Consider the following 24629-nt stretch of genomic DNA (forward strand, 5'->3'; position numbering starts at 1 on the left):
ATCACATTCATAAGGCGTGTTTCTGTTGCCCGGCCCAAGGCGCCAGCATAAAGCTGAATGCCAGGCCCAGGCTGACCGATAAGCCGAAATTGCTCACCGCCGGCGTGCTGGACACCGCCAGCAGGCCAAATGACAACCAGGTCGTCAGCGCCGCCAGCAGTGTCCCCAGCAGGCTGACCGCAGGGCCGCCGATCTGCTCGCGCATCAGGATCGCGTAGTCGACGCTGATGGCCGTGACCAACAGCAGGCCGAACAGGCTGAACAAGGTCAGCGGCTGCCCCAGCCAACCGAGGCTGGCCAGGCTGCACAGGGCCGCCAGCAGTGGCAGGGCGACAATGCGCAAGGCGCCGCCGAAGCCGAACGGCAGGATCAGCAGCAGCACGATCAGCACACAGGACATCAGCTTCAATTCGGCGGCACTGATCTGCGTGTCGGCAAATACCCGGTTCAAGTCGCCCAGGCGGTCCACCAGTTGCACGCCCGGCAAATCCAGCGCTTGTACCCGCAGCAGCGCCGGGTTGTTCAAGCCTTGCAGGCTGACCATCGCGGCTACGCCGCCGTCCACCGGGCCAAGCCACAGGGTGCGCCACGGTTCGGCCAGCGGGCCTAGCAGCGCGGCATCGATGTCTTCGGTGGGCAACGCTTGCAGTTGCGCCACTTCGGCCTGCAGGGCGCTGGCGGGGACGCCGAGGTCCAGCAGCGGCTGCCAGTGTTCCGGGAGTCTATTCAGCGCATCGCGCAGACGTTGCTGCTCGGCAGGCAGGCTGACCAGTTGGTTGAGCGCCAGGTAGCCCTGGAGTTTGTCCATGTTCACCAACTGATCCAAGCGTTGGCCCAGGGCAGCTTGACGCTCCAACAGCTGTTGCTGGTTGTCTGCCCGCACCAGGAAAAACTGGCTGGTGGGTTGGAACCCGGTAATGCGCGCCACGGCCTGTGCTTCTTGCAGCAATTGCGGCGGAGCACCGATCCATTGGCGAATATCGTTCTTGCTGTTCAGGTGCCACAGGCCACCCGCGCAAAACAGCAGCAGCAAGGCCAGCAGCACCGGGCTCGGCACGCGCTTGAGCAAAGAGGCGCGTACCAGCCACAGGCATTCGGCGATGCGCAGCGGCCATTGCGCCGGGCGCAGTTCGACGCCCTTGAGCAGCGCCGGCAACAGGCACACGGCGGACAGGTACGCACCGACCAGCCCGGCGGCGGAGAACACAGCGATTTGTGTAAGGGCCGGGAACGGTGTCCAGGCCAGCGCCAGGTAGCCAATGCAACTGGTGGCCAGGCTCAGGCTCAATCCCGGCAAGGTGATGCGCAACGCCGGCCAACTGCGCCACGGGTTCATGCTCCAGCTTTTCGACAAATAGTGCAGCGGGTAATCCACCGCCACGCCGATCAGGCTGGAACCCAATACCAAGGTCATCACATGCATATGCCCGAACAGCGCCACGCAGGCCACCGCGCCAAACAACATGCCGACGAGTACCGGCACAAAGGCCAGCAGCACGCGCCAGCGTCGGAAGGCGAGCAACAGCAACAACAGGATCCCGACAGTAGCGCCGCCGCCCACCCAGGTGATTTCCCGTGTGGCCTGCTGCTGGCCATTGGCGGCGTAGAGCAAGCCGCTGGCGGCGAGCAATTGCGCGTCTTGCGCGCTGGCCTGCTCGCGACTGGCCTGGAGCAGACCCGCCACTTGCAGCGGCAGTTTCATGTCGAAGGCATTGCCGGTGGTGCGCGCGCGTAGCAGCACCCAGCTCTTGCCGTCGGCATCGGCGATCAGGGCGCCGCTGCCGATATCCAGTTGCACCGCACCGTGTTGCGGCTGGCTGTTCTGGATACGTCCGGTCAGGCCCAGCCAGTCGTCCTGGCTCGGCACCAGGCTGAAGCCGGTAAAGGGGTCGAACAGCGCTTGCACGCGCTGTTGGATAAACGCGTCGGGCTGTTCGATCAGTTGCTCGCGGTCCTTGGCCGAGAGCATCGCCAGGCGGCCGCGGAGTAATTGCTCGCGCAGTGCCGGCAAGTCAGCTTGCAGGTTCCACTGCACCTTTTCGAACAGCCCGCTGGCCTGCCAGCGCTCACCCAGTTGTTGCGCCACGGCCACTGCTTGCTGGCGGTCGGCATGCCCCACCAGCACCAGCATCTCGCGGTTCAGTGGCTCCTGCATGCGCTGCTCGGCTTGCTGTTCCAGGGCATCCGGCGTGTTGCCCGGCACCAGCTCCATCAGGTTGGCCGACAAGGGCGCGCCGTGGCGCCACTGCCAACCGGCCAGGGCCAGCACGGCCACCAGCAGGATCAGGAACAGGCGCGGCAGCAGGCGTTCACTGGGCAAAGTCGTGTTGCTCCGCTTCGCTCAACGGCAGTTCGGCCGTGCTGTCCTGCATGCGCAGCACAGTGCTGTCGCCCTGGGTTTCCAGCAGTTGGATGTTCTGCACCAGGTCGCCACCGTCGATATTGATCTGGGTGAAGACTTGCTTGAGCAGCAGCGAGCGTGGGATCAGCGTCAATTTCCACTGCTTGGCCTCGCCTTGCAGCTGCAACTCGAAGTCTCGCTGCAAGCCGCTGCTGTCGCCTTGCAGCACCGCCAGGAACAACCGGTTCTGTTCGGCGCCGGCGCTCTTGTTCGGCAGCAGTTGCCAGCCGTTGGCATCGCGGCGGGCAATGCCTTGGGCGCTGATGCGGTAGTCCTGTTGCAGCGGAGTTTTCAGCAGCCACAACAGGCCGTGGTCCTTGGCGAGCACGAAGGTGCCTTTGCTGACCAGCGGCTGGGGCAGGGCACGCAGGTGTTTTTCCTGGGTGAAGTTGCCGTGGATCACTGAGGGTTTGGCGAGCTGCTCGCTGAGTTGTTGCAAGTCAAAAGCGTGAGCCAGGCTTGGAATGCTGAACAACAAGATCAGCGCAATCCATGTGGGAGCGGCGGTGCGACGATTCGACTTGCCCGCGAAGAACCCGAGGGCACCGCGCAGTGTCAGGCGGCTCGCGTTATTGTTGACGTCCATCGCGGGCAAGCCCGCTCCCACAGGGGATCTCATTTCAGGGCTCTCTCTACGGCGTCGGTGAATACTTTGGGGGAGGCCAGCTGCATCTCGCGGCTGGCGATCTCTACTGCCACCTGCACGGTGCTGGCACGGGTCAAGCGCTCGCCACTGGCGAGGTCGGTGATCAGGTAATTGACCTTCAAGCGGTTCTCCCACTCCACCAGGCTGGCGCGCACGTTGAGGGTCTGGCCGAACACGGCGCCGCGTACGTAGCGCAGCTGCATGTCGATCACCGGCCAGGCGTAGCCCGATTCGAGCATCGCCGTGTAGTTATGGCCGATTTTGTCCAGCAGCGCGCAGCGCGCCACTTCCAGGTACTTCACGTAATGCCCGTGCCACACGACGTTCATGGTGTCGACGTCAAAAAACGGCACGAGGATTTCAGTGTCGCAATGCAGCACGCCCTGGCTACGCATGCAGCCTCCAGTGTTGCTCGGCAATGCGTTGCAGGCAAAGGCGCAGTTCGCCTTCGAGGGCGCGGTCTTCGATGACCGGCGGGAAGTCCTTGGCCAGTGCTTCGTGCATCGCCGCCAGGGCCGGCGGCAATGGGCGGGCGTCCTCGGCCTGAGCGCGCAGCCACACACCCTGGTTGGCGGCGAGCAAGGTTGCGGCGGCGACCTGTTCGGTCAGCTCCAGCACACGGATCGCATCGCGGGCGGCGATGGTGCCCATGCTCACCTTGTCCTGGTTATGGCACTCGGTGGAGCGTGAGAACACGCTGGCCGGCATCGTATTTTTCAGGGCTTCGGCGGTCCAGGCGCTGGTGCCGATCTGCACGGCCTTGAAGCCGTGGTTGATCATGGCGCGGTCAGCCGGAGCGCCGGACAGGTTGCTCGGCAGCCCGTGGTTGTAACGCACGTCCACCAGCAGCGCGAGCTGGCGGTCCAGCAGGTCAGCGACGTTGGCGACCAGGGTCTTGAGGCTGTCCATGGCAAAGGCGATATGCCCGCCATAGAAATGCCCGCCATGCAGCACGCGCTCTTCTTCAGCGTCGATGATCGGGTTGTCGTTGGCGCTGTTCAGTTCGATCTCGATGAACGAACGCAGCCAGTTCAGGCTGTCGGCCAATACGCCAAGGACGTGGGGCGCGCAACGCAGCGAATAACGGTCCTGCAGTCGATGCAGCGGCGCGGTCGGCGCGTCGATGGCCAGGTCCTTGCGCAGCCAGGCGGCGACCTGCATCTGCCCCGGGTGCGGCTTGGCGGCGAACAGGCGCTCGTCGAAGTGTTCCGGGTTGCCTTGCAGCGCCACCACGTTCAGCGCGGTAATGCGCGTGGCGAGTTGCAGCAGGTAGTCGGCGCGGGCGAAGGCCAGGCACGCGAGGCCGGTCATCACGGCGGTGCCGTTCATCAGCGCCAGGGCTTCCTTAGGGCGCAGCACCAAAGGCGTCCAGCCCAACTCACGGTGCACGTCGGCCGCCTGGCGCCGTTCGCCACGGAACATCACTTCACGCTCGCCGGACAGGGTCGCGGCCACGTAGGACAGCGGGGTCAGATCACCGCTGGCGCCCACCGAGCCTTCTTCCGGGATCAGCGGCAGCACATCGTGTTCAAGGAAGGTGTGCAGGCGTTCGAGCAACTCTACGCGCACCCCGGACACGCCGTGGCACAGCGACTGCAAGCGCGCAGCCAGCACCGCGCGGGTGGCTTGGGCATCGAGCAGCTTGCCCAGGCCACACCCGTGGAACGTGTACAGATGACGCGGCAGCGCTTCGACGTGCTGCAACGGCACCGCCACCACGCACGAGTCGCCGTAGCCGGTGGTTACGCCGTAGATCACGCCTTCCTTGTCCAGCAGCGAGTCGAGGAACTGCGCGCCCTTGGCAATGCGCTGGCGATACGCGGCGTCGTCCTGCAATTGGGTCGGCGCCTGACGGTTGGCCAAGGCCAGTACGTCTTCGATGCGCAAAGCGCGTTCGCCAAAGGTTACCGGCTCAAGATGCGTCGTCATCGGTCTTCCAGAAAGGGTAAAAGTTGAACCATTGTTGGGGCGCTTCCAGGCAGAACTGGCCCAGGCGTGCAGCGTAGCGCGCGGTCCACAGGGCTATGACCTGCTCGCGGGTGTTGCGTTTCCATTCGACGAGCGGCGCGAACGGCTCGATGCTCAGGCGATAGCGACTGTTGTGCTTGAGGCACATCAGCAGGTTCACCGGGCATTTAAGCAAGCCCGCCAGCAGCCACGGGCCTTGGGGGAAGGCGGCATCATGGCCGAGGAAATCCACGCGCACCGTGCGCCCGCCGTGCAGCGGCACGCGGTCGCCGGCGATGGCCAGCCATTCACCGTCGTCCAGGCGCTGGCTGAGCAGCAGCATGGTGGCCGGGTCCAGCTCGCTGACCTGGATCAGGCGCAGGTGAGTGGCACCTGCTTCGCCCAGCAGGCGATTGAATTGTTCGGCGTGCTTGGTGTGCACCAGCACATTCATGGTGACCTGTTCACCGATCTCGGCGAGGGCACGGCACACCTCGAGGTTGCCCAGGTGCGCGCCCACCAGCATCTGCCCGCGCTCGCCGCGCAGTTGCCCGCGCAATTGCGCCGGGTCGTTGATCTCGATCTGCTCCAGGCGCAGCTTGCCGTTCCACACGTCGAGTTTGTCGAGCAGCGAGTCGGCAAACGCCATGAACTGGCCGAAGACCTTCCAGTGGGTAGGCCGCAGTTCCTCACGCCCGCTCCAGTCGGCCAGGCGCTGCTGGTACTGCCAGGCGCTCTGGCGCGCGGTGCGGCCGAACAGGAAGAAGTACAGCACGATGCCGTACAACAGCGGGCTCAACACGCGGCGGCCAAGGACCTTGGCGGCGAAGGCGGTGAGCTTCATCAGCCAGTAGCTGCCGCGCTCTTCGCGGTCAGCCCAGTGCTTGGTGCTGTCGCTCATGCCTGCCACCGTCGCCACAGAATCACTGGCGCGCGCACCAGCATGCCGAAGAACAAACGGGTGTGCATGGCCGAGATCCGCACGTTATCGCGGAACAGTCGGAAGTGGGACAGGCCGTCGGCAGGGTAATGCACCTGGGTCGGCAGCCAGCGCATCGGCTGGTTGCGCCAGGCCAGGCGCACCAGGATGTCCGAGTCGAAATCCATGCGCGTGCCGATGTAGGCCGAGTCCATCAGTGCCAGCACCGGGGGCAGCGGGTATACGCGAAAGCCGCACATGGAGTCGCGGATCTGCAGCGACAGGGTGTTGATCCACACCCACACGTGGGTCAGGTAGCGCGCGTACAAACGGCCCTTGGGCACGCTGTCGTCGTATTCCGGGTAGCCGCAGATGATCGCGTCGGGGTGTCGGCGCGAGGTGTCGATAAAGGTCTCGACTTCGCGCAGGTCGTGCTGGCCGTCGGCGTCGACTTGCAAGGCATGGCTGAAGCCCTGGCGTGCGGCTTCGCGGAAACCGGCCATGACGGCACCGCCCTTGCCCTGATTGCTGGGCAAGGTCAGCAGGGTGACGTTATCCAGCGTCGCCAATTGCGCCAGTACGGCCGCGCAGGCGGGGCTGCTGCCGTCGTCGACCAGCAGGCAGGGCAGGCCGCTGTCCAGCAGGCTGCGGACCACGGCCGGTACGGCGGCTTCGTGGTTGTAGACCGGGATCAGGGCGCAGGGGTTATGCATGCGCGGGCTCCAGTTGAATCCGGCCACTGGAACACGCCGCAACGCCATTGCGGTAGGCGAAATACAACTTGCCGCGTTGCGCATCAAAGCGCAGGTGCAGTTCGATCGCATCGCCAGGGCGCACCAATTGCTGGAACTTGAGCACTTCCATGCCGGCAAAGGTCGGCGGCAGATCGAGCAGTTGCTGGCCCAGGTTGAACGCCCATTCCACCTGTACCACCCCCGGCAGCACCGGCGTGAACGGGAAGTGTCCGCTGAAATAGGCCAAGTCTGGCGGCACGCTCAGTTGCAAGGTCCATTCGCCGTCGGCTTCAACCTGCTCCAGCACTTCCGGCGTCTTCGGGCGGGCTGCCAGCAGCAGCGCCTCGACATCGGCCTGGGGCAGTTTGCCTTGGCTGGTCAGGGGCAACTGTCTCAACAACCGCCAGCGGCGCGGCAACGCCAGGGCTTCGCAATGTTGGCTCAGATGCTGGCGCAGGGTCTGGGTGAGCGTGCGTCGCCCCTGGTTGCGCAAGGCATGCAGCCCCTCGGCGCTCAGCACCACCAGCGCGCCGAGTGACGCGCGGTTTTCCTGCACCACGCCCAGGCGGGTTTCCGCGACCCAGGGGTGGTCCATCAATGCGTGCTCCAGCATGGGCAGGGAGATGCGTTTTTCTTCCAGCTTGACGATGCGATCCAGGCGGCCGAGCAGCTCGAAACGGCCATCGGCATGGATGCGTGCCGCGTCGGCGGTTTGCTCGGCATGCCCCTCAGGCAGGTAAGGCGAGGCGATGCGCAGGGCGCCGTCGGCATCCTGGCTCAGTTGCACGTCGGCAAACGGCTGCCACGGCTGTGCGCCTTGGCGCCAGGCAATGCCACCGGTTTCCGAGCTGCCGAGGATCTCGGTCGGCCATTGTTGCAAGCGGTCGTACAGGCTGCCGGCGGCTTCTACGGGCAGCGCGCCGCCAGATGAAAATACCCGCGACACCTGGCTCAGCGCGGGCCAGTCAAGGTTGTCGCCCATGCGCTTGAGCAGCGCCGGGCTGGCGACCCAGGCAAAGTGCGCGTGCTCGCGGCTGGCGCGCTGCATGTCTTCGGGGAAGGCCAGTTGTTTGCGCACAAAGGTGCGGCCGGCGCACAGCGGCCACAGCACGCGGAACAACAAGCCGTAGATATGCTGGGTGGCGACGCTGCCAATGATGCAGGCGTCTTTGAGGCCAGGACCCCACAGGGTTTCCAGGGCCTCGACTTCGTTGGCCAGTTGGCGCAGGTTTTTGTCGATGCGCTTAGGTTCGCCGCTGGAGCCGGAGGTGCACAGGCTCAATTGGCAAGCGTCGAGGTCGAGTGCTGCAGCGCTCAGTGGCGCCTCGTACAGCGCGTCCAGGTCCGCCGCTTCGGTCAGCCAGGCATCGACGGCCTCATCCCAGCGTTGGCGGGTCTGAGGTTGCAAATCGGCGGGCAGCAGCACGCTGACCCCGGCCCGCCACGCGCCCAGCAGGGCAATCGCCAGCAGGCCGGCGTCTTCCAGGTACACGGCCAGGCGCTGGATACCCCGCGCTTGCAAGCCCGCCGCCAGGCTCAGGGACTGCTCCCACAGCTGCGCGTGATTCATGGCAGGTTCGGTGGTGACCGGACGCTGTTCCAGCGGCTCGAGCAGCAACTGCTCAAGTTTCAACCCATTCATACGCGGCCTCGAACCCTTTGTCGTACCAGCCATTCCACGGCAAACAACAGCCCCATCAGCCCGTAGGCGATCAGGCCGTTGTACAACGTCCACCAGCTCAGCGGCGCCCACAGGGTGAGGGCGGCGGCGAGCAGGCCATTACACAGAAAAAACACGCTCCATACCACGGTCACCTGGCGGGTATACACGATGGCATGCGGGGGCAGCACCGGGTCGGTCATGCGCGCCAGGCGCTCGACCATCGGCGGGCCATATTTGAGGCTCAAGCCGAACAGCGCCAGCATGAAGGCACTGACCAGGCTCGGGTACCAGCGCAACAGGCGGGGGTTGTCGAACCAGGCCAGCAGCAGGCAAAACACGATCACCGCCAGCGCCATCCAGCGACTGCCGGGGCGTCGCGCGCCGGTCAGCGCGCGCAGTAGCCACAGGCTGCCCAGCAGCAGGCCGAATTGCCACGGTGCAAAGTGCTCGGTGCCGTAATAGACCGCAAAGGGGTACAGCAGCCCCGCCAACAGCAGGCCGAGGCCGATCAGCCGGCTCATGCGGCAGGCTGGACCAGACGGTACACCGCCTCAACCACGTCGTTAACAGTGCGCACTGCCTTGAATTCCTCGGCGGCGATCTTCTTGCCGGTCTGGCGCTTGATATGGTCGATCAAGTCGACGGCATCGATGCTGTCGATTTCCAGGTCCTGGTACAGGTTGGCGTCAAGGGTGACGCGTTCCGGCGGCAGTTCAAACAGTTCCACCAAGGCGTCGCGCAGGGTGTTGAAAATATCGTCACGAGTTTGCATGGTCCGGTCTCAAGCTGCCTGTCTGGCCGTGACGAACGCCGCAAGGCTGGCCACGTTGGTGAAGTGATTGCGGGTGTCCTTGGCGTCGGCATCGATCTTGATGCCGTACTTTTTCTGGATCGCCAGGCCCAGTTCCAGGGCGTCTACCGAATCCAGGCCGAGGCCTTCGCCGAACAGGGTTTGCTCGCTGCCGATGTCGTCGACGCTGATGTCTTCCAGGCCCAGGGCCTCGATGATCAGCGTCTTTATGTCGTGCTCAAGGCGGTGTTGGTCGCTCATCTTCGGCAAGCTCCTTAATAAAATAGTGATGCAGGTAATCGTTGAGCTTGCGTGAGGCCTGGGGCGCGGGGCCCAGTGTTGCGAACGCCTGTGGTTCTATATCGGCACCCACGCGCAAACTGAAGTGAAAGCGGCATTTTGGGATGCGATACCAGGGTTCGGCCTTGGTCAGCGTGGTGGGGCTCACTTTAATCACCACCGGGGTGATGATTGTCGCACCCCGCAGCGCAATGGCGGCGCCACCGCGATGAAAGGCAGGCGCTGCGCCGGGTGTGGTGCGGGTGCCTTCCGGGAAAATGATCAGGGTCTGGCCTGCGCGCAAGGCGTCGGCGGCGGCATCGAGCATGTCCGAGCTACCGTCGTTGCTGATGTAGCCGGCGTCGCGCACGGGGCCGCGCATGAACGGGTTTTGGAACAGGCTCTGCTTGACCACGCAATTGGTCTGGCGCATCAGGCCGATCAGGAACACCACGTCGATCAGCGACGGGTGGTTGGCAATGATCATCTGGCCTGGGCGCCCGAGGTTTTCCGCGCCTTCGACGCTGTAGGTCAGCACGCCGGCGCGCTGCATCAGTCGGATAAAAAACCAGAACAGTTTGCTGATGGTGTGGCGGACACGGCGCTGGTGTTCTTCTGCGCTGCCTGGCAGGCAACTGAGCAGTGGAAATACCAGCAGGCGCAGGCACAGCCCGCCTATGCCGAACAGGAAGAAGCTGGCGGCGGTGGCAAACAGGCGCCAGTAGTAGGCGTCTCGAGGCTTGTCGTTCACGGCTTGCGTTGCCAGTTCCATACGCGGTTCTTCCAGGCATGTTGGCAGGCGACCTGTTCGGTGAGCAGGGTGCGCAGCAGGTTCAGGGCGTGGGGCCACTGGGTTTGAGTGGGTTTGACAGTGCCGCTGCTCAGTTCCAGCTGCCACTCGTCGCCCGGTGTCAGCAACAGGCCGAGGGCGTAGGGAAAGGGCACATCGACGATCCAGCTGGCGTAGGCCTCGGGCGGCTGCTCCTCGGTAATCACCAGCAACACGGCCGGGGCGCCTTCGTTGAGCAGCGCGGCGGCTTCGAGCATGCCGTGTTCCAGGCCGTCGCCGGTGGCGGCGAGGGCGGTCATTTCGCTGGTTTCGTTGCGCAGGATCGACCACAGGCCAATCACGGCGTTGTGCACCGACAGGCTGAACTGGGTGGGCGACAGTGGCTGTTCGTTGGCCAGGTCGCTGAGGATGTCGAGGGTGCGCGGGGTCTCGCCATGCCGGGAAATGAACACCAGCGGCAGGTCCTGCAGGCCCTCGGCCAGTGGCCAGCCGACGCTGAACGCCATCCGCGCCAGGCGGCTCAGGCGGCGACGTTGCATGGCCGGCAGGAACGAGACATCAGGGGCGGCATCGCTTGCAGGCAGCAACGCCGGGGCCTGGCACCAGGCGTGCCAGTCGTCCACGCTATCGAGCCCAGGGGCCCAGGCGCGCCATTGGGCGATGTTGAAAGTGATCACTGAGAAGTTATCCCGCCCCTGCGGGCTTCCATGTGCGGCTTTTGGCCCCGAATACCGGGACAGGGAGCAATCGCCGAATGGCGCGCATTATCCCGGTGCCGTGGGGTTCTAGCAAACTTTGGTAAAGAATTGTGCATGGCCGATTACAAAATAGTCGGAAGAATTTACAGATTGTCCTTTACCTGGGGCGGGATAGATTGTCGGACCGTTCTTTTTAGTCTGTCGGTTGCGTATGACAGGTAGGTCGCCAACGGCCCGTCATGCAGCAGTGCATGGATGAACGAGGTAGCTAACAGGCGCTTCTGCCCTCTACACTCGGATATTCATTGATACACGGAGGTTTTTCCATGCGGCGCGTGGTGTTCAATCAGAAAGGCGGCGTGGGCAAGTCCAGCATCGCCTGCAACCTGGCGGCAGTCAGCGCCAGCGAAGGCTATCGAACCCTGTTGGTGGACCTCGATGCACAAGCCAACTCAACCCAATACCTCACCGGGCTGACCGGCGAAGATATACCGATGGGCATTGCCGAATTCTTCAAGCAAACCCTGTCTTCCGGGCCGTTTTCGAAAAAAAACCGGGTGGATATCTACGAGACGCCCTTCGACAACCTGCACGTGATCACCGCCACCGCCGAATTGGCGGACCTGCAGCCCAAGCTTGAGGCCAAGCACAAGATCAACAAGCTGCGAAAGTTGCTGGATGAACTGAGCGAAGATTACGACCGGATCTATCTGGATACCCCGCCGGCGCTGAACTTCTATGCAGTTTCGGCGTTAATTGCCGCTGATCGCGTGCTGATCCCCTTCGATTGCGACAGCTTTTCGCGCCAGGCCCTCTATGGCTTGCTGGCAGAAATCGAAGAGTTGAAGGAAGACCACAACGAAGGCCTTGAAGTCGAAGGCATCGTGGTCAACCAGTTCCAGGCCCGGGCGAGCCTGCCGCAGCAGATGCTGGATGAGTTGATTGCTGAGGGCCTGCCGGTGTTGCCGGTGTACCTGGCCAGTTCCGTACGCATGCGTGAATCGCACCAGGAGAGCAAGCCGCTGATCCACCTGGACCCACGGCACAAGCTCACACAGCAATTTGTGGAGCTGCATAACCTGCTGGAAAACGCGTGATCTGAAAGGCAGCGCGGACCTGAGTTTGAAATGCGATCAGTGTGGGAGCTGGCTTGCCTGCGATCGCATCGCCTCGGTGTATCAGGCAGACCGAGTCGCCTGCATCGCAGGCAAGCCAGCTCCCACACTTGGTTCTGCATTCCAGCCGCTAGATTTGTCCCACAGAGGCTGTAGGACGGGTCTGGCAATGGGGTTATGCCTTGTAACGATGCCTACAGGTAAGCCAGAATCGCCCGGCTTGTGCGTCTGGATGGGCTTCTCTTAAGGTTCTCGGGCCGCTGAATTCTCAGTGGTCGGGTTTAGTAGCCCAGTCAGACGAAAGTATGTGCACCGCTCCGACAGCATGGCGTTTTTCGCCTATCTGATGGTGGCTGTGCGCAGGGCACCTTCGGGTGCGCCGGTTTTTGCTTTCGTTCCCGGTCTACTAACCTGCGTACAGCCGCCGCCCTTGTTTAGTAGCGAATAGGTGGTGGCCCTATCAGAGAACGAAAAGCATGTTATTCACCGTCACCCCCAACCTCCCCAACGAAACCCTAGTCCTCAACAGCTACGAAACCTTCTCCTCCGTCCGCACCCTGTTGCTCAACCTGTCCAACGACCTTACCGGCGAACACCGAGACGTTGCTTTGGCGATCCACCAATTGAGCGAGCTGGGTGTACTGCTGGTCGGCCAGATGATGGACCGCGAAACACCCGTGGCCTAACGCTGGAATACCATCGCTGTAGGAGCCGGGTGTCAAATGCCCTGGCTGCGAAGCCACGCCATCAACTGCGGCAACGGAAACGCCCCGCTCTGGCGAGCCACTTCGCGACCGTTCTTGAACAGAATCAAGCTGGGAATCGAGCGAATCCCCAACTGCGCCGACAACTGCTGATTGGCCTCGCTGTCCAGCTTGGCCAGCCGGCACTTGCCCGCCAACTGCCCGGCCGCCTGCTCGAACACCGGCGCAAACGATTTACACGGGCCACACCAGTCGGCCCATACATCCACCAGCAACGGCAGGTCGCCTTTGATCTGGCTGGCGTAGTCGCGTTGTTTCAGCTCAAACGGCTTGTTCAACAAAACCGGCTGCTTGCAGCGCCCGCACTTTGGCGCATCACCCAGGCGTTCACCGGGGATGCGGTTGAGCCCGTTGCAGTGGGGGCAGGGGATTACAAGAGGTTCGGACATCGGGGGCTCCTAGGGTGTGGCCATTAGGTTCAATCTGGAGCCGGCAACGAGGTTTATCAAGACCAGATGCGATCTGCCGGGGGGGGGCGCAATCGCTCGTCTCCGAGAGATTGCGTGGCAAGCGCCAGCTCAACATACGTCAAATACGTTGGCTGGCTGAGCGTTTTGGGGTTTCAGTAGAAACCTTCATTTAAAGGTTTTTACGAGGAACAACTAATCTCCAAATGCTTCCCCCAATCCGGCGGCCGCTGTGCGTATTGCTCCATCCCCGCTTGCTCCTCAAACGGCCTGGAAAGCACTTCATGCAGCCGTCGTACCTCGCTGTAATCCCCGGACTCGGCGGCAGCGATGGCATTCTGCGCAAGATAGTTGCGCAAGATATACAGCGGGTTCACCGCATGCATCCGCGCACGGCGCTGTTCCTCGCCGTAGTCACCATCCCGTGCAACACGCGCCTTGTACTGCTCGGCCCAGGCATCAAACCCGGCCAGGTCGACGAAGTCATCCCGCAGCCGCGTCACCGCCAACGCCGCCGACTCATCCCCCAGGCGGCGGAAGAACAGGGTGTAATCCACGCCGCTGTTCTGCATCAGCTTCAATAACCGCTCCACCAACTGCTGGTCATCGTCTTCGGCGGTGGTGAGTCCCAGACGGCGGCGCATCAGGTCCAGGTAGTTCGCCTGATACAGCGGCAGGTACAGCCCAAGGGCTTCTTTCAAGGCGTCGACGCTGATAAACGGCGTCAGTGCTTGCGCCAATGCACTCAAGTTCCACTGCCCAATCGGCACCTGATTGCTGAAGGAATAGCGCCCTTCATGGTCCGAGTGGTTGCAGATGAAGTGCGCGTCAAAGTCATCCAAAAACGCAAATGGCCCGAAGTCGAAAGTGATGCCGAGGATCGACATGTTGTCGGTGTTCATCACGCCATGGCAGAAGCCATAAGCCTGCCACTTGGCGATCAATTCGGCGTTGCGCTCGACGATTTCGCGGAACATCGCCAGGTATGGCTCGGGTTGTTCGCGGCATTCGGGGTAGTGCAGGTTCAGTACATGCTCGGCCAACAGCGGCTGCTGCTCGGGCTTCTTGGTGTAGTAGAAATATTCGAAATGGCCGAAGCGGATATGGCTGTGCGCCATGCGCAATACCATCGCGCCACGCTCCTGTTTCTCACGCCACACGGGGGTGTCGGAGCCGATCACGCACAGTGCGCGGCTGCTGGGGATGCCCAGCGCGTGCAGGGCTTCGGAGGCCAGAAACTCACGGATCGACGAGCGCAACACGGCACGCCCATCGCCCATGCGTGAGTAAGGTGTCATCCCGGCGCCCTTGAGGTGCAGGTCCCAGTGCTCGCCGGCTTCGTTGTACACCTCACCCAGTAACAACCCACGGCCGTCACCCAGCTGCGGGGTGTAGCCGCCGAACTGATGCCCGGAATAGACCATCGCCCGCGGTTCTGCCTCGGCCCACAGCTTGTGGCCGCCAAACAGCTCGGCGAATACCGGTGTTTCGGCAACAGCGGGGTCAAGGTCGAGCAGGGCCATCGCGGCCTCACTCGCTACGACCAGGCGCGGCGCGTCGAGGGGCTCAGGCAATACGTGGGTCGAGAATGCGTCGCCCAGGCGTGCGAAGCGGTTGTCGAAGGTCAGTTCGTCGAGGGCTTTCACCGGCCATCTCCAGCAGAATGTCCGAGCATTCTGCTGGGGATAGCGCGGTTAGTCGAGCTTGCTCGGCGGCGGTTCCGGCGCATCGTCGAATTTGCCGGGTGGCGGCTCGGGGGCGTCTTGCTCTGTCTCAGGCCCTGCGATGGTCTTGCGGTCATCCTCAACCGGCACCAATTTGTATTCCTGACCGTGCATATTCTTCAGGTACACCTCCATCTGCCGGAACGAGATGTTGATGTGCTGTTTCTTGAACTCACGGTTGATGTAGCGGTTGACCTCGTCCAGCACCGGGTTACGGTCACCCAGGTCGCGCACATGCATGCGCAGTTCGTGGTCGAGGGTGCTTTCGCCGAAATTGAGGAAGTAAACATGGGGTTCTGGCTCTTTCAGGACCCGTGGGTTTTCCCTGGCAGCCTTGAGTAACAGTTCCTTCACCAGGTCCAGATCCGAGCCGTAGTCCACGCCCAGTTTCAGGGTGACGCGGGTGATGGTGTCAGTCAGCGACCAGTTGATCAGTTGCCCGGTGATGAACGTCTTGTTCGGGACAATGATGTCCTTGCGGTCAAAGTCAGTGATCGTGGTGGCGCGGATGCGGATCTTGCTCACCGTGCCCGACAGGTTGCCGATGGTGATGGTGTCGCCGATGCGCACCGGGCGTTCGAACAGGATCATGATGCCGGAGATGAAGTTCGCGAAGATCTCCTGCATACCAAAGCCCAAGCCCACCGACAGCGCCGCCACCAGCCATTGCAACTTGTCCCAGCTCACGCCGAGGGTGGACAAGGTGGAGACGAAACCGACGCCGGCAATCACATACGACAGCAACGTGGTGGTCGCATAGGCGCTGCCCTGGGCCAGGTCCAGCTTGGACAGCACCAGCACCTCGAGCAGGCCGGGCAGGTTGCGCGCCAGGGCGAAGGTGATGCCGATGATGATCAGCGCGCCGAGCAAGTCGCCGATGCTGATCGGCACCATGCTGATATTGGCACCCGTACCGCTGGTGTATTCGTACAGCGTGACGTTATCCAAATACGAAAACACCGAGATCAGGTCAGACCATACCCAGTACAGCGCGGCAATAAAGCCGCCGAGCAAGGCCAGGCGAATCAGTCGCATGGACTGTTCGTTAACCTGTTCGATGTCCAGGGTCGGTTCTTCGATCACTGCTTCGCCGTCGCCGGCTTCCTTGGCGGCCTGGCGTTTGGCCAGGGCACGCGCATAGGCCAGTCGCCGGGCGGCAACGCCCAGGCCGCGGACGAAGGTGGCTTCGATCACCAGCCAGAACATCAGCAGGTAAAGGGTGTTGATCAGGCGGTCGCTGAGCTTGAGCGCGGTGTAGTAGTAGCCAAAGCACACGGCGATAAACAGCGCGACCGGCAGCGCGGTAAACATCAGGCCCACGGCCTTGCGGAACAGTGAGGCCTTTTCATGGGTCGGGCTGTTGAGCAACAGGCGGCCGAGCAGCCAGGCCATCAGCGCGTAGCAGGTGAGTACCACGCCGATGCCCAGTACGTCGTCGGCCAGCGCCGCCGGTTGGTGTTCAGCGATGGCCACCACGGCCACCAGCGCGAGTACCACCAGCCCAAGCTTGCGCACCCAACCTTGCAGGAATTCGACCTGTGGCTTTTCCCAGCGAAAGTGCAGTTCCGCCACGCCACCCGGCGCCAGGATGCGATAAGCGGTATAGAACACCAGCCAGGCCTGGGCGATCTGCAGCAGGGCCGAACCGAGGTTGGCGTTCTGCCCACGGGCGTCGATCTGCAGCGCGTAGCCGCACAGCGCCAAGCCTAGGGAAACCGGCATCGCCAGCAGGATATTGATCAGGATGGCCTGGGGTGTATGCCACTGGCTGTCGCGCTTGAAGTGGCCAATATCCAGATGCACCTTGTTCAGGCGCTGGTACAGGTTTTTACGACGCCATAGCAGCGCGCCAATCAACAGCAGCAGCGGCAGGAACAGCAGCGGGCGCTGGGTCAGGCCGTCATACAGTTCGCTGACGCTGGAGGCCCAGGGCAAGGTGGCGACTTGCTTGCTCAGGTGCGCCGGCACCGTTTCCAGCCATTCGGTGTCCAGCGGCTTGTTGCTGGGGATCCAGAACATCTGCTCATCCAGCGTCGCGCGCAGGGTGGTGGCGGTGCTGAGCAGTTGTTTCTGGTTCAGTTGCAGGGTGATGGATTCATTGAGCAGCGCGCTCAGCTCACGGCTCAGGCGCTCCAGCAGGTCGCTGCGGGTGATCGCCAGTTCCAGCAGGGTGCGACGCAGTTGGGGGGTGATGTCTTCCGGCGCTTGGTTGGCCAGCAGGTTATCCACATAGGCACTTGGCGAACTGATCAGTTCGCGTTGCTGGTTGACCTCGAATTGGTACAGGCGAATGTTGGCGATGTCGTCCGCCAGGTCGCGGTCCACGGTCAGGCGTGGCAAGGCCTGTTTCTGTTTGTAGAGGATCTTGGACAGCAACAGGCTGCCCTTGAGCACGTTGATCTGCTCGTCCAGGGCCGAGTCGCTCTGGGTCACCGTGTCGAGTTGCTGCTTGGTTTTCAGGTTCTTCTGGGTCAGATCGTTGAGGCGGTCGGTGCTTTTGAGCAGGTAGTCGGACAGCTTCAGGTTGGCCGCGCTTTCGGTGGCCAGCAGGCTGCTGCCGCCGGCCTTTTGCGCTTCGATGGACTGCTGGGTCACCGTTTGTTGGGACTGGGCCAGGCGCTTCTGGTTGATCAGGGTTTGCAGGTCCTGGATCTCTTGTTCCAGGCGCGCGGTTTTTTCCATCACCAGGTCGTGCTGGCTGTTGCCCAGGTCTTGCAGTTGGCTGTTGCCGGCCAGTTCCTGGCGACGCAGCGGGATCAGCGCGTTGAGGGCCGCAAGTTCGGCGTTGAGCTGGTTGCGCTGGTCGCCGCTGAGGGTTTTGCCGTTGTCCTTGCCGGCCTTGAGGATCGAATTGATCTGCAGGATGCGCGTCTGGCTGCTGCTGATTTCGGTCTGGGCGCGCTCCGGGCGGGTCTGGGCGGCGATGGACAGGCTATTGGCGTCGGCCAGTTCTTTTTGCAGGTCACCTTGCTGGGTGGTGCGTTGCACCAGCAACTGCTCAAGCTGCGGCACCGGCAGGGTGGCGTAGCGCTGGGCGACCGGGATGATTTTGGTGGCCTTGAGCCGGGTCAGCTCGCGCTGGTTGTCGGCGGTCTGGCGTGGCGCGTCTTCCAACTGGCGCTTGAGGTCGACCAGGCGCTGCTCGTAATCCTGCTTGTTGCCCAGGTACGTCAGGGTCTGTTGCAGGATGGTCTGCAGCGCCTTCATGTCGGCGTCGGGCAGCTTGCGGTCGGGCAGCTTGTCCAGGGTTTGCTGGATGGCGTCGGCGCTGGGCGGGTCGGCCGCGTGAACGGTGCCGACACAAAGGGTCAGGCCCAGCAGGGCAGTGGCGAGGAACGTGCGCAGGGTAGGCATAGAGACCGGTCTTGCAAGGTGAAGAATCGGGGGCGTCGTCGCCCCGCAGTTTAGAGGAAGAGTCCGGGGCCCGGGCGACTTCCTTCGGGGAATCTGACGCCCACTTTGCCGATCTTGTTCCCGTCCATGACCGCGACGGTCCAGATGGTGTTGTTCCACTCCACCTGGTCGCCGACGATGGGCGCGCCGCCGACTTTCTGGGTGATGAAACTGCTCAGTGGCATGTCCGGGTCGATGCCCTCCAGCTTCAGGCCGTACAGGGCGGAAACCGCGCCCAGCTGGGCGTCGCCTTCCAGCACGAAGTCGCCGAAGAAGCGCAGGTCCAGGCCGCGTTGCGGCGCCTGGCTGAACAGTTTGCCCAGGGCGGGCAGGTTGTGTTCATGGCCGATCACACAGAGCAAATCGCCGACTTCCAGCACCGTACTACCCGACGGATGGAGCAGTTGCTGGCCACGGAACAGCGCAGCGATGCGCGTGCCTTCGGGCATTTTCAGCTCACGCAGGGCGGCACCGATGCACCATTTTTCCGCGCCCAGGCGGTAGACGAACAGCTCCCACTCGCTGGTGACGTGCACTTCCAGCGCGGCACGGGAAATCGGCGCCGGGTCCGGCGGTACGGTGACTTTGAGCAGCTTGGCCACCCACGGCAGGCTTGTGCCCTGCACCAGCAGCGACACCAGCACGATAAAGAACGCGAGATTGAAGTACAGCTGCGCATGGGGCAGCCCGGCCATCAGCGGGAACACCGCCAGAATGATCGGCACCGCGCCGCGCAGGCCCACCCAGGCGATAAAGGCCTTTTCCCGACCGTGGAACGCTTTGAACGGCAGCAGGCCGACCATTACCGACAATGGCCGCGCAAACAGAATCATCCACAGCGCCAGGCCCAGGGCCGGCAACGCGATGGGCAGCAAGTCATGGGGCGTGACCAGCAGGCCCAGTACCAGGAACATGCCGATCTGCGCCAACCAGGCCATGCCGTCGAGCATATGCAAAATGCCATGACGGCTGCGCACCGGGCGGTTGCCGATCACCAGGCCGCACAGGTACACGGCGAGGAAGCCGCTGCCGTGCAGGGCGTTGGTTACGGCGAACACGAACAGGCCGCCAGCGATCACCAGGATCGGGTACAGGCCGGTGGCCAGGTTGATGCGGTTGACCATTTGCAGCATCAGCCAGCCGCCGCCCAGGCCGACCACGCCACCGATGCCGAACTCGCGCACCAAGTGAGTCAGCAGGCTCCAGTGCAGGCCGGTCTGGCCGCTGGCGAGCATGTCGATCAAGGTGACAGTGAGGAACACCGCCATTGGGTCGTTGCTGCCGGACTCGATTTCCAGGCTGGCGGTGACCCGTTCGTTGAGGCCCTTGCCGCCGAGCAGCGAGAACACTGCCGCAGCGTCCGTGGAGCCGACAATCGCGCCAATCAACAAGCCTTGGATGATATTGAGGTCAAAAAGCCAGGCCGCGGCCATGCCGGTGAGGCCGGTGGTAATCAACACCCCCACCGTGGCCAGCGACAACGCCGGCCAGAGTGCCACGCGGAAACTCGCCACCCGTGTACGTAAACCGCCATCGAGCAGGATCACGGCCAGGGCGAGGTTGCCCACCAGGTAGGCGGTCGGGTAGTTGTCGAAGATGATGCCGCCGCCATCGACGCCGGCGACCATGCCTACGGCCAGGATGATCACCAGGATCGGAATGCCCAGGCGGGACGAAAGAGAACTCACCAGAATGCTCGCACTCACCAGCAACGCGCCGATCAAGAACAGGCTGTTGATGGTCGTCGCATTCAAAGGCAGTACTCCATGAGCAAACAAGACGGGGCGCAAACTGACCATGCAGTCTGCGTGCCAGTGATTCTAACCTGTTGAATTGCTGCGCTGTCAAAAAGCTTTTACAGGTTGCTATAGATCCAATGTGGGAGCGGGCTTGCTCGCGAATGCGGTATATCAGCTAAAGATATGCTGACTGAACCACTGCATTCGCGAGCAGGCCCGCTCCCACATTTTGACTGAGGCGTGTCAGTTAGAGGCGGAAGCGCCCGACCATCCCATTCAAGTCCACCGCCAGGCGCGACAGCTCGCTGCTCGCCGCACTGGTCTGGCTGGCACCCGTGGCCGATTGCACCGACAGGTCACGGATGTTCACCAGGTTGCGGTCCACTTCCCGCGCCACTTGGGCCTGCTCTTCGGCTGCGCTGGCGATGACCAGGTTGCGTTCGTTGATCTCAACGATCGCGGTATTGATGGTATCCAGCGACATCCCGGCGCCTTTGGCGATATTCAACGTCGATTCCGCGCGTTCGGTGCTGTTGCGCATCGAATCTACTGCGTGCTCGGTGCCGGCCTGGATGCTGCCGATCATCCGCTCGATCTCGCTGGTCGACTGCTGCGTGCGATGAGCCAGGGCGCGCACTTCATCGGCGACCACCGCAAAACCGCGACCGGCTTCGCCAGCACGTGCCGCTTCAATCGCCGCGTTCAGGGCCAGCAGGTTGGTCTGGTCGGCCAGGCCACGGATCACGTCCAGCACCTTGCCGATATCGCGGGACTCGTTGGCCAGGTCGCCGATCAGGGTGGCGGTGGCCTGTACGTCGCCGCTCATGCGTTCGATGGCGCTGACGGTTTCCTGCACCAGGTCACGGCCATCGCCGGCAGAAGTGGTGGCGTTGCGCGATGCCTCGGAGGTGCTCACCGCATTGCGGGCGACTTCCTCGACGGCACTGGTCATCTCGTTCACCGCGGTGGCGGCTTGTTCGATTTCGTTGTTTTGCTGGGTCAGGCCACGGGCGCTTTCGTCGGTGACGGCGTTCAGTTCCTCGGCAGCCGACGCCAGCTGGGTCGCGGACCCGGCAATGCGTTGCAGGGTGTCGCGCAGTTTGTCCTGCATCTTGGCCATGGCCGCCAACAGGCGCCCGGCTTCGTCGTTGCCGTCGACGTTGATCGGGCGCGTCAGGTTGCCTTCGGCAACTTCTTCGGCCGCTTCCAAGGCCTGGGAGATGGGCAGGGTGATGCTGCGGGTCAGCAGCCACGCAAACAGCAGTGTCAGCAGGGTGGCGATCACCAGAAGGCTCACCACCATGTTGAAGGCCATGTTGTATTGGTCTTCGGCGTCTTTATTGGTAGCCAGGGCCATCTTATTGTTGATGTCCAGCAGGCGGGTGAGCACGGCGTTGACCTGCTCGGAGTTGCTCAGCAGTTCGGTGTTGAGCAGGGTGCGCAGCTCTTCCACTTGATTGGCGCGCGACAGGCTCTTCATGCGCTCTTCAATCTGGTGGTACTGGCCGAGAAGGCGCACGTATTCGTCGTAGGTCGAGCGCTCTTCGCTGCTCTCGATGAGTTTTTCGTAGATGCCCTGGGCCGTGCGAATCTGCTGATTGCGCAGCTCAAAGGCTTCCAGGGTTTTTTGCTGGACCTCCGGCTCGCGGTTGGTCAGCAGGCGGTACGACAGCACCCGCAGGCGCAGAGTCAGTTGGGTGAACTCATCGAGGGCACGAATGCTTGGCACGCTGGACAGGGTGATGTCTTCCGTGGCGGCGCGTATCTTGCTCATTTGATTCAGGGCGAACACACCGAGAAACAACATCAACGCGCCAATAAACGCGAAGCCGAGGAAGGCCCTCGGAGCGATATTCATATTACGAAGCGACATGCGGGAATCCTGGGGGGAGAGCGCGATCCGTGCGGCCATGAGACGGTCTGTGCCTCTCTATCGGTCGTACGACTAAAGTCTAAAGGGGCATGTGCGTTTTTGTCGCATCTGACGAGGGGTTCGGCCGATTCAGGAACCAGATCGGGTAAATGCAGTCACTAAGGCTCGAAAGTGCGGCCCGGCCCTTAAAAATCGGGCTGCGCGCCAGGGATAACCCTGGCATCCGAGGTGAATTTTCTTTATCGTCACCGCCCTTTGAAAAAGCCCGAGAAATCAAAATGTTAGAAGCATCCCTCAGCCAATTGGAACAACTGGTCAGCGACCTGGTACAGCAGAATCAGGACCTACTGGGCACCAACGAATCCCTCAAGGCCGAACTGGCGCGTGCCAAAGATGAGAACGACAGCCTGCAGTTGAACCTGATGGAACAGGAAGAGAAGCACGGCGCTACTGCCGCACGTATCCAGGCACTGGTTGAGCGTGTGAGCGCAGGGCCTGTCGGCGCATGAGTGAAGGGATAAAGGTCGTTTCGATTCTCGGAGAGGATTACTCGATCAAGGCACCGGCCGGGGAAGAGAAAACCCTGATGCACGCCGTGACCCTGCTCAAGGCGTCCCTGGCCACCACCAAGAAAAAGTACCCGACCCTGATCGGTGACAAGTTACTGGTGCTGGCGGCGCTGAACCTGTGCGCCGAGCAGATCGAAATGCAGCAGGCTCACCAGCAGGAACTCGACCGTTACCAAGAGCAAGTCAGCGCCACGGTCGATGTGATTTCCAAGGCGATCGGAACGCCTTGATCAGCGGTTAGAACCACTCATCCTGCATGCCGAGGCACGTATCATCGCGTGCCTCCAGGATCGCCAGTTCATGATGGCAGCTCGGTACTTCCCAGGTCAGGAAGTACCGGGCAGCCTGGAGCTTGCCCTTATAGAAGGCCACATCGGCCGCCACGCCCTTGGCCAAGCCTTCTTCGGCGCGAATCGCCTGTTCCAGCCAGCGCCAGCCAATCACCGTATGCCCGAACACCTTCAAGTACAGCGCCGAATTCGCCAGGCTGCTGTTGACCTTGCCGTGGGCGAGATCCGTCAGTAGGCCGATCGTCACGCTTTGCAGGCGGTTGACCAACTGCTCAAGCGGTTCCCTGAGTGGGGTGAGGCTTGGGTACTGCTGCGCCCGGGCACCGGTTTCGGCGATCAGTCTAATGAGTTGCTTCAAGCCCGCTCCGCCATTCTGTGCGAGCTTGCGCCCGAGCAAATCCAGGGACTGGATGCCGTGGGTGCCTTCATGGATGGGGTTCAGGCGGTTGTCACGGTAATACTGCTCCACAGGGTATTCGCGGGTGTAGCCATGGCCACCGAGAATCTGGATCGCCAGTTCGTTGGCCTTGAGGCAGAACTCCGAGGGCCAGGATTTGACGATAGGGGTGAGCAAGTCCAGCAGTTCGTGGGCGTGCTTGCGCTCGGCTTCGGTTTCCAGGGTGGTGGTGTCGTCGAACAGGCGAGCGGCGTAGAGGCCGAGGTCGAAGGCGCCTTCCACGTAGGACTTTTGGGTGAGCAGCATGCGCTTGATGTCGGCGTGCTGGATGATCGAGACCGGCGCAGTGGTGGGATCCTTGCTATCAGGCAGGCGACCTTGCGGGCGTTCACGGGCGTACTCCAGGGAGTAGAGGTAGCCGGCATAACCGAGCATCACCGCGCCCATGCCCACACCGATGCGTGCCTCGTTCATCATCTGGAACATGCAGCTCAACCCCTGGTGCGGCTTGCCCACCAGGTAGCCGACACAGTTGCCGTTGTCGCCGAAATTCAACGCCGTGGACGTGGTGCCGCGCCAGCCCATCTTGTGGAAAAGCCCCGCCAGCAGCACGTCGTTGCGTTCCCCCAGGCTGCCGTCGTCGTTGACCAGGAACTTGGGCACGATAAACAGCGAAATGCCCTTCACTCCGGGCGGCGCATCCGGCAGCTTGGCCAACACCATGTGCACGATGTTTTCCGACAGTGGGTGATCGCCGCCGGAAATGAAGATCTTGTTGCCCTTGAGCCGATATGTGCCGTCAGCCGCAGGCTCGGCGCGGGTACGAATATCCGACAGCGATGAGCCGGCGTGGGGTTCGGTGAGGGCCATGGTGCCGAAGAAACGGCCATCGATCATCGGCTGCAGGAAGCGTTGTTTCTGATCGTCGGTACCGAAGCTTTCGATCAGGTTGGCGGCGCCCATGGTCAGGAACGGGTAGGACGTGGACGCGGCGTTGGCCGACTGGAAGTGCGCGAAACAGGCTTGCGACAGCAGGGTGGGCAGTTGCATGCCGCCCGCTTCGAAACTGCGCGCCGCGTTGAGGAAGCCGGCTTCGAGGAACGCATCCACCGCTGGCTTCACTTCCGGAATCAGGATGGCCTTGCCGTCTTCGTAGCGCGGTTCGTTTTCGTCGTTCTTGCGGTTGTGAGGGGCGAAATACTTCTCGGCAATAGTGCGCGCGGTACTGATGGCCGCATCGAAGGTTTCGCGATTGTGCTCGGCAAACCGCTCGCGCTGGGTCAGGCCCTCGGCATCGAGGACTTCATATAGCTCGAAAGCCAGATTGCGGGAACTGAGCAGCGTCTCGGACATGGCGGCTTACCTTTGGAGGAATTGGCCTGAGTCTAAGTGCGCGAATATATGCTGGATAGCAAGATTGATTTGCGTGATGGAGGGGCAGAACGCGGGCGGAAGGTTGGATGCGGTCAATGTGGGAGCTGGCTTGCCTGC

The 24629-nt window shown here is 62.4% G+C and carries 22 protein-coding genes and 2 pseudogenes; 5 read left to right on the plus strand and 19 right to left on the minus strand.

Annotated elements, in window-relative coordinates; all coding sequences use genetic code 11:
• Positions 1 to 7: 7 nt before the first annotated feature.
• From KHP07_RS21130 to KHP07_RS21185, 12 genes are read right to left on the minus strand one after another with little or no spacing between them, the layout of a single operon-like run.
• Positions 8 to 2320: an MMPL family transporter gene (locus tag KHP07_RS21130; RefSeq protein ID WP_214497975.1), complete on the minus strand. Its 2313-nt coding sequence runs from the start codon at positions 2318 to 2320 to the stop codon at positions 8 to 10.
• Positions 2310 to 3020, minus strand: coding sequence for an outer membrane lipoprotein carrier protein LolA (locus KHP07_RS21135; RefSeq protein ID WP_250883669.1), 711 nt, complete (start codon positions 3018 to 3020; stop codon positions 2310 to 2312). The genes KHP07_RS21130 and KHP07_RS21135 overlap by 11 nt, the downstream gene beginning before the upstream one ends.
• The gene (locus KHP07_RS21140; RefSeq protein ID WP_028615440.1) at positions 3017 to 3442 is read right to left on the minus strand and encodes an acyl-CoA thioesterase; all 426 of its coding nucleotides are present in this window, start codon (positions 3440 to 3442) and stop codon (positions 3017 to 3019) included. Before KHP07_RS21140 ends, KHP07_RS21135 begins: the two co-directional genes overlap by 4 nt.
• Entirely contained in the window at positions 3435 to 4976 is a 1542-nt protein-coding gene (locus KHP07_RS21145) for an HAL/PAL/TAL family ammonia-lyase (RefSeq protein ID WP_214497976.1), read from the minus strand. The genes KHP07_RS21140 and KHP07_RS21145 overlap by 8 nt, the downstream gene beginning before the upstream one ends.
• Positions 4960 to 5895 (minus strand): lysophospholipid acyltransferase family protein, encoded by a 936-nt coding sequence (locus tag KHP07_RS21150; protein WP_078046526.1) that lies wholly within the window; start codon positions 5893 to 5895, stop codon positions 4960 to 4962. Before KHP07_RS21150 ends, KHP07_RS21145 begins: the two co-directional genes overlap by 17 nt.
• The gene (locus KHP07_RS21155) at positions 5892 to 6626 is read right to left on the minus strand and encodes a glycosyltransferase family 2 protein (RefSeq protein WP_214497977.1); all 735 of its coding nucleotides are present in this window, start codon (positions 6624 to 6626) and stop codon (positions 5892 to 5894) included. The genes KHP07_RS21150 and KHP07_RS21155 overlap by 4 nt, the downstream gene beginning before the upstream one ends.
• The gene (locus KHP07_RS21160; protein ID WP_214497978.1) at positions 6619 to 8289 is read right to left on the minus strand and encodes an acyl-CoA synthetase family protein; all 1671 of its coding nucleotides are present in this window, start codon (positions 8287 to 8289) and stop codon (positions 6619 to 6621) included. The genes KHP07_RS21155 and KHP07_RS21160 overlap by 8 nt, the downstream gene beginning before the upstream one ends.
• Positions 8286 to 8831 carry a COG4648 family protein gene (locus KHP07_RS21165; RefSeq protein ID WP_071497133.1) on the minus strand — a complete coding sequence of 182 codons (546 nt, stop codon included), beginning with the start codon at positions 8829 to 8831 and terminating at the stop codon, positions 8286 to 8288. Before KHP07_RS21165 ends, KHP07_RS21160 begins: the two co-directional genes overlap by 4 nt.
• Positions 8828 to 9082 carry an acyl carrier protein gene (locus tag KHP07_RS21170; protein WP_003187949.1) on the minus strand — a complete coding sequence of 85 codons (255 nt, stop codon included), beginning with the start codon at positions 9080 to 9082 and terminating at the stop codon, positions 8828 to 8830. The genes KHP07_RS21165 and KHP07_RS21170 overlap by 4 nt, the downstream gene beginning before the upstream one ends.
• 9 nt (positions 9083 to 9091) lie before the next feature.
• Positions 9092 to 9361, minus strand: a complete 270-nt coding sequence (locus KHP07_RS21175) for a phosphopantetheine-binding protein (protein WP_014716603.1) — start codon at positions 9359 to 9361, stop codon at positions 9092 to 9094.
• Positions 9339 to 10151: a lysophospholipid acyltransferase family protein gene (locus tag KHP07_RS21180; protein WP_078046529.1), complete on the minus strand. Its 813-nt coding sequence runs from the start codon at positions 10149 to 10151 to the stop codon at positions 9339 to 9341. The genes KHP07_RS21175 and KHP07_RS21180 overlap by 23 nt, the downstream gene beginning before the upstream one ends.
• Positions 10127 to 10846: a beta-ketoacyl synthase chain length factor gene (locus tag KHP07_RS21185; RefSeq protein ID WP_214497979.1), complete on the minus strand. Its 720-nt coding sequence runs from the start codon at positions 10844 to 10846 to the stop codon at positions 10127 to 10129. The genes KHP07_RS21180 and KHP07_RS21185 overlap by 25 nt, the downstream gene beginning before the upstream one ends.
• A gap of 347 nt (positions 10847 to 11193) precedes the next feature.
• Between KHP07_RS21185 and KHP07_RS21190 the strand changes: the two genes are divergently transcribed.
• Positions 11194 to 11964, plus strand: a complete 771-nt coding sequence (locus KHP07_RS21190; protein ID WP_078046531.1) for a ParA family protein — start codon at positions 11194 to 11196, stop codon at positions 11962 to 11964.
• Positions 11965 to 12458: 494 nt separating this feature from the next.
• The gene (locus tag KHP07_RS21195; RefSeq protein WP_078046532.1) at positions 12459 to 12668 is read left to right on the plus strand and encodes a DUF6124 family protein; all 210 of its coding nucleotides are present in this window, start codon (positions 12459 to 12461) and stop codon (positions 12666 to 12668) included.
• A gap of 32 nt (positions 12669 to 12700) precedes the next feature.
• Here KHP07_RS21195 and trxC read toward each other — a convergent pair whose 3' ends face one another.
• Entirely contained in the window at positions 12701 to 13135 is a 435-nt protein-coding gene (trxC, locus tag KHP07_RS21200; protein ID WP_214497980.1) for a thioredoxin TrxC, read from the minus strand.
• A 41-nt stretch (positions 13136 to 13176) separates the two neighbouring features.
• Here trxC and KHP07_RS29610 point away from each other — a divergent pair.
• A pseudogene (locus KHP07_RS29610) lies at positions 13177 to 13329 on the plus strand (transcriptional regulator); the annotation flags it as partial.
• A 6-nt stretch (positions 13330 to 13335) separates the two neighbouring features.
• Here the strand turns inward: KHP07_RS29610 and selO are convergent.
• The 5 genes and pseudogenes from selO to KHP07_RS29980 form a co-directional block, all read right to left on the minus strand.
• Positions 13336 to 14799 carry a protein adenylyltransferase SelO gene (gene selO, locus KHP07_RS21205; RefSeq protein ID WP_214497981.1) on the minus strand — a complete coding sequence of 488 codons (1464 nt, stop codon included), beginning with the start codon at positions 14797 to 14799 and terminating at the stop codon, positions 13336 to 13338.
• A 48-nt stretch (positions 14800 to 14847) separates the two neighbouring features.
• On the minus strand, positions 14848 to 18231 hold the full coding sequence (gene mscK, locus KHP07_RS21210) for a mechanosensitive channel MscK (RefSeq protein ID WP_214497982.1): 3384 nt from the start codon (positions 18229 to 18231) through the stop codon (positions 14848 to 14850).
• A gap of 50 nt (positions 18232 to 18281) precedes the next feature.
• A complete protein-coding gene (locus KHP07_RS21215; protein WP_016977199.1) occupies positions 18282 to 20024 on the minus strand; it encodes a potassium/proton antiporter in 1743 nt (580 codons plus the stop codon).
• Positions 20025 to 20256: 232 nt separating this feature from the next.
• On the minus strand, positions 20257 to 21129 hold the full coding sequence (locus KHP07_RS29975; protein ID WP_370694346.1) for a methyl-accepting chemotaxis protein: 873 nt from the start codon (positions 21127 to 21129) through the stop codon (positions 20257 to 20259).
• 30 nt (positions 21130 to 21159) lie between these two features.
• A pseudogene (locus KHP07_RS29980) lies at positions 21160 to 21921 on the minus strand (MCP four helix bundle domain-containing protein); the annotation flags it as partial.
• 239 nt (positions 21922 to 22160) lie between these two features.
• Between KHP07_RS29980 and KHP07_RS21225 the strand changes: the two are divergent.
• Both KHP07_RS21225 and KHP07_RS21230 read left to right on the plus strand, forming a co-directional pair.
• Positions 22161 to 22391, plus strand: a complete 231-nt coding sequence (locus KHP07_RS21225) for a hypothetical protein (RefSeq protein WP_016977201.1) — start codon at positions 22161 to 22163, stop codon at positions 22389 to 22391.
• Entirely contained in the window at positions 22388 to 22681 is a 294-nt protein-coding gene (locus KHP07_RS21230; protein ID WP_016977202.1) for a cell division protein ZapA, read from the plus strand. The genes KHP07_RS21225 and KHP07_RS21230 overlap by 4 nt, the downstream gene beginning before the upstream one ends.
• 7 nt (positions 22682 to 22688) lie before the next feature.
• On the opposite strand, the gene KHP07_RS21235 is transcribed toward KHP07_RS21230, so the two are convergent.
• Positions 22689 to 24491, minus strand: a complete 1803-nt coding sequence (locus KHP07_RS21235) for an acyl-CoA dehydrogenase (protein WP_100491654.1) — start codon at positions 24489 to 24491, stop codon at positions 22689 to 22691.
• Between the last annotated feature and the right edge of the window lie 138 nt (positions 24492 to 24629).

This window comes from Pseudomonas sp. VS40 (assembly GCF_018587885.1).
Taxonomy (GTDB): Bacteria; Pseudomonadota; Gammaproteobacteria; order Pseudomonadales; family Pseudomonadaceae; genus Aquipseudomonas; species Aquipseudomonas pergaminensis.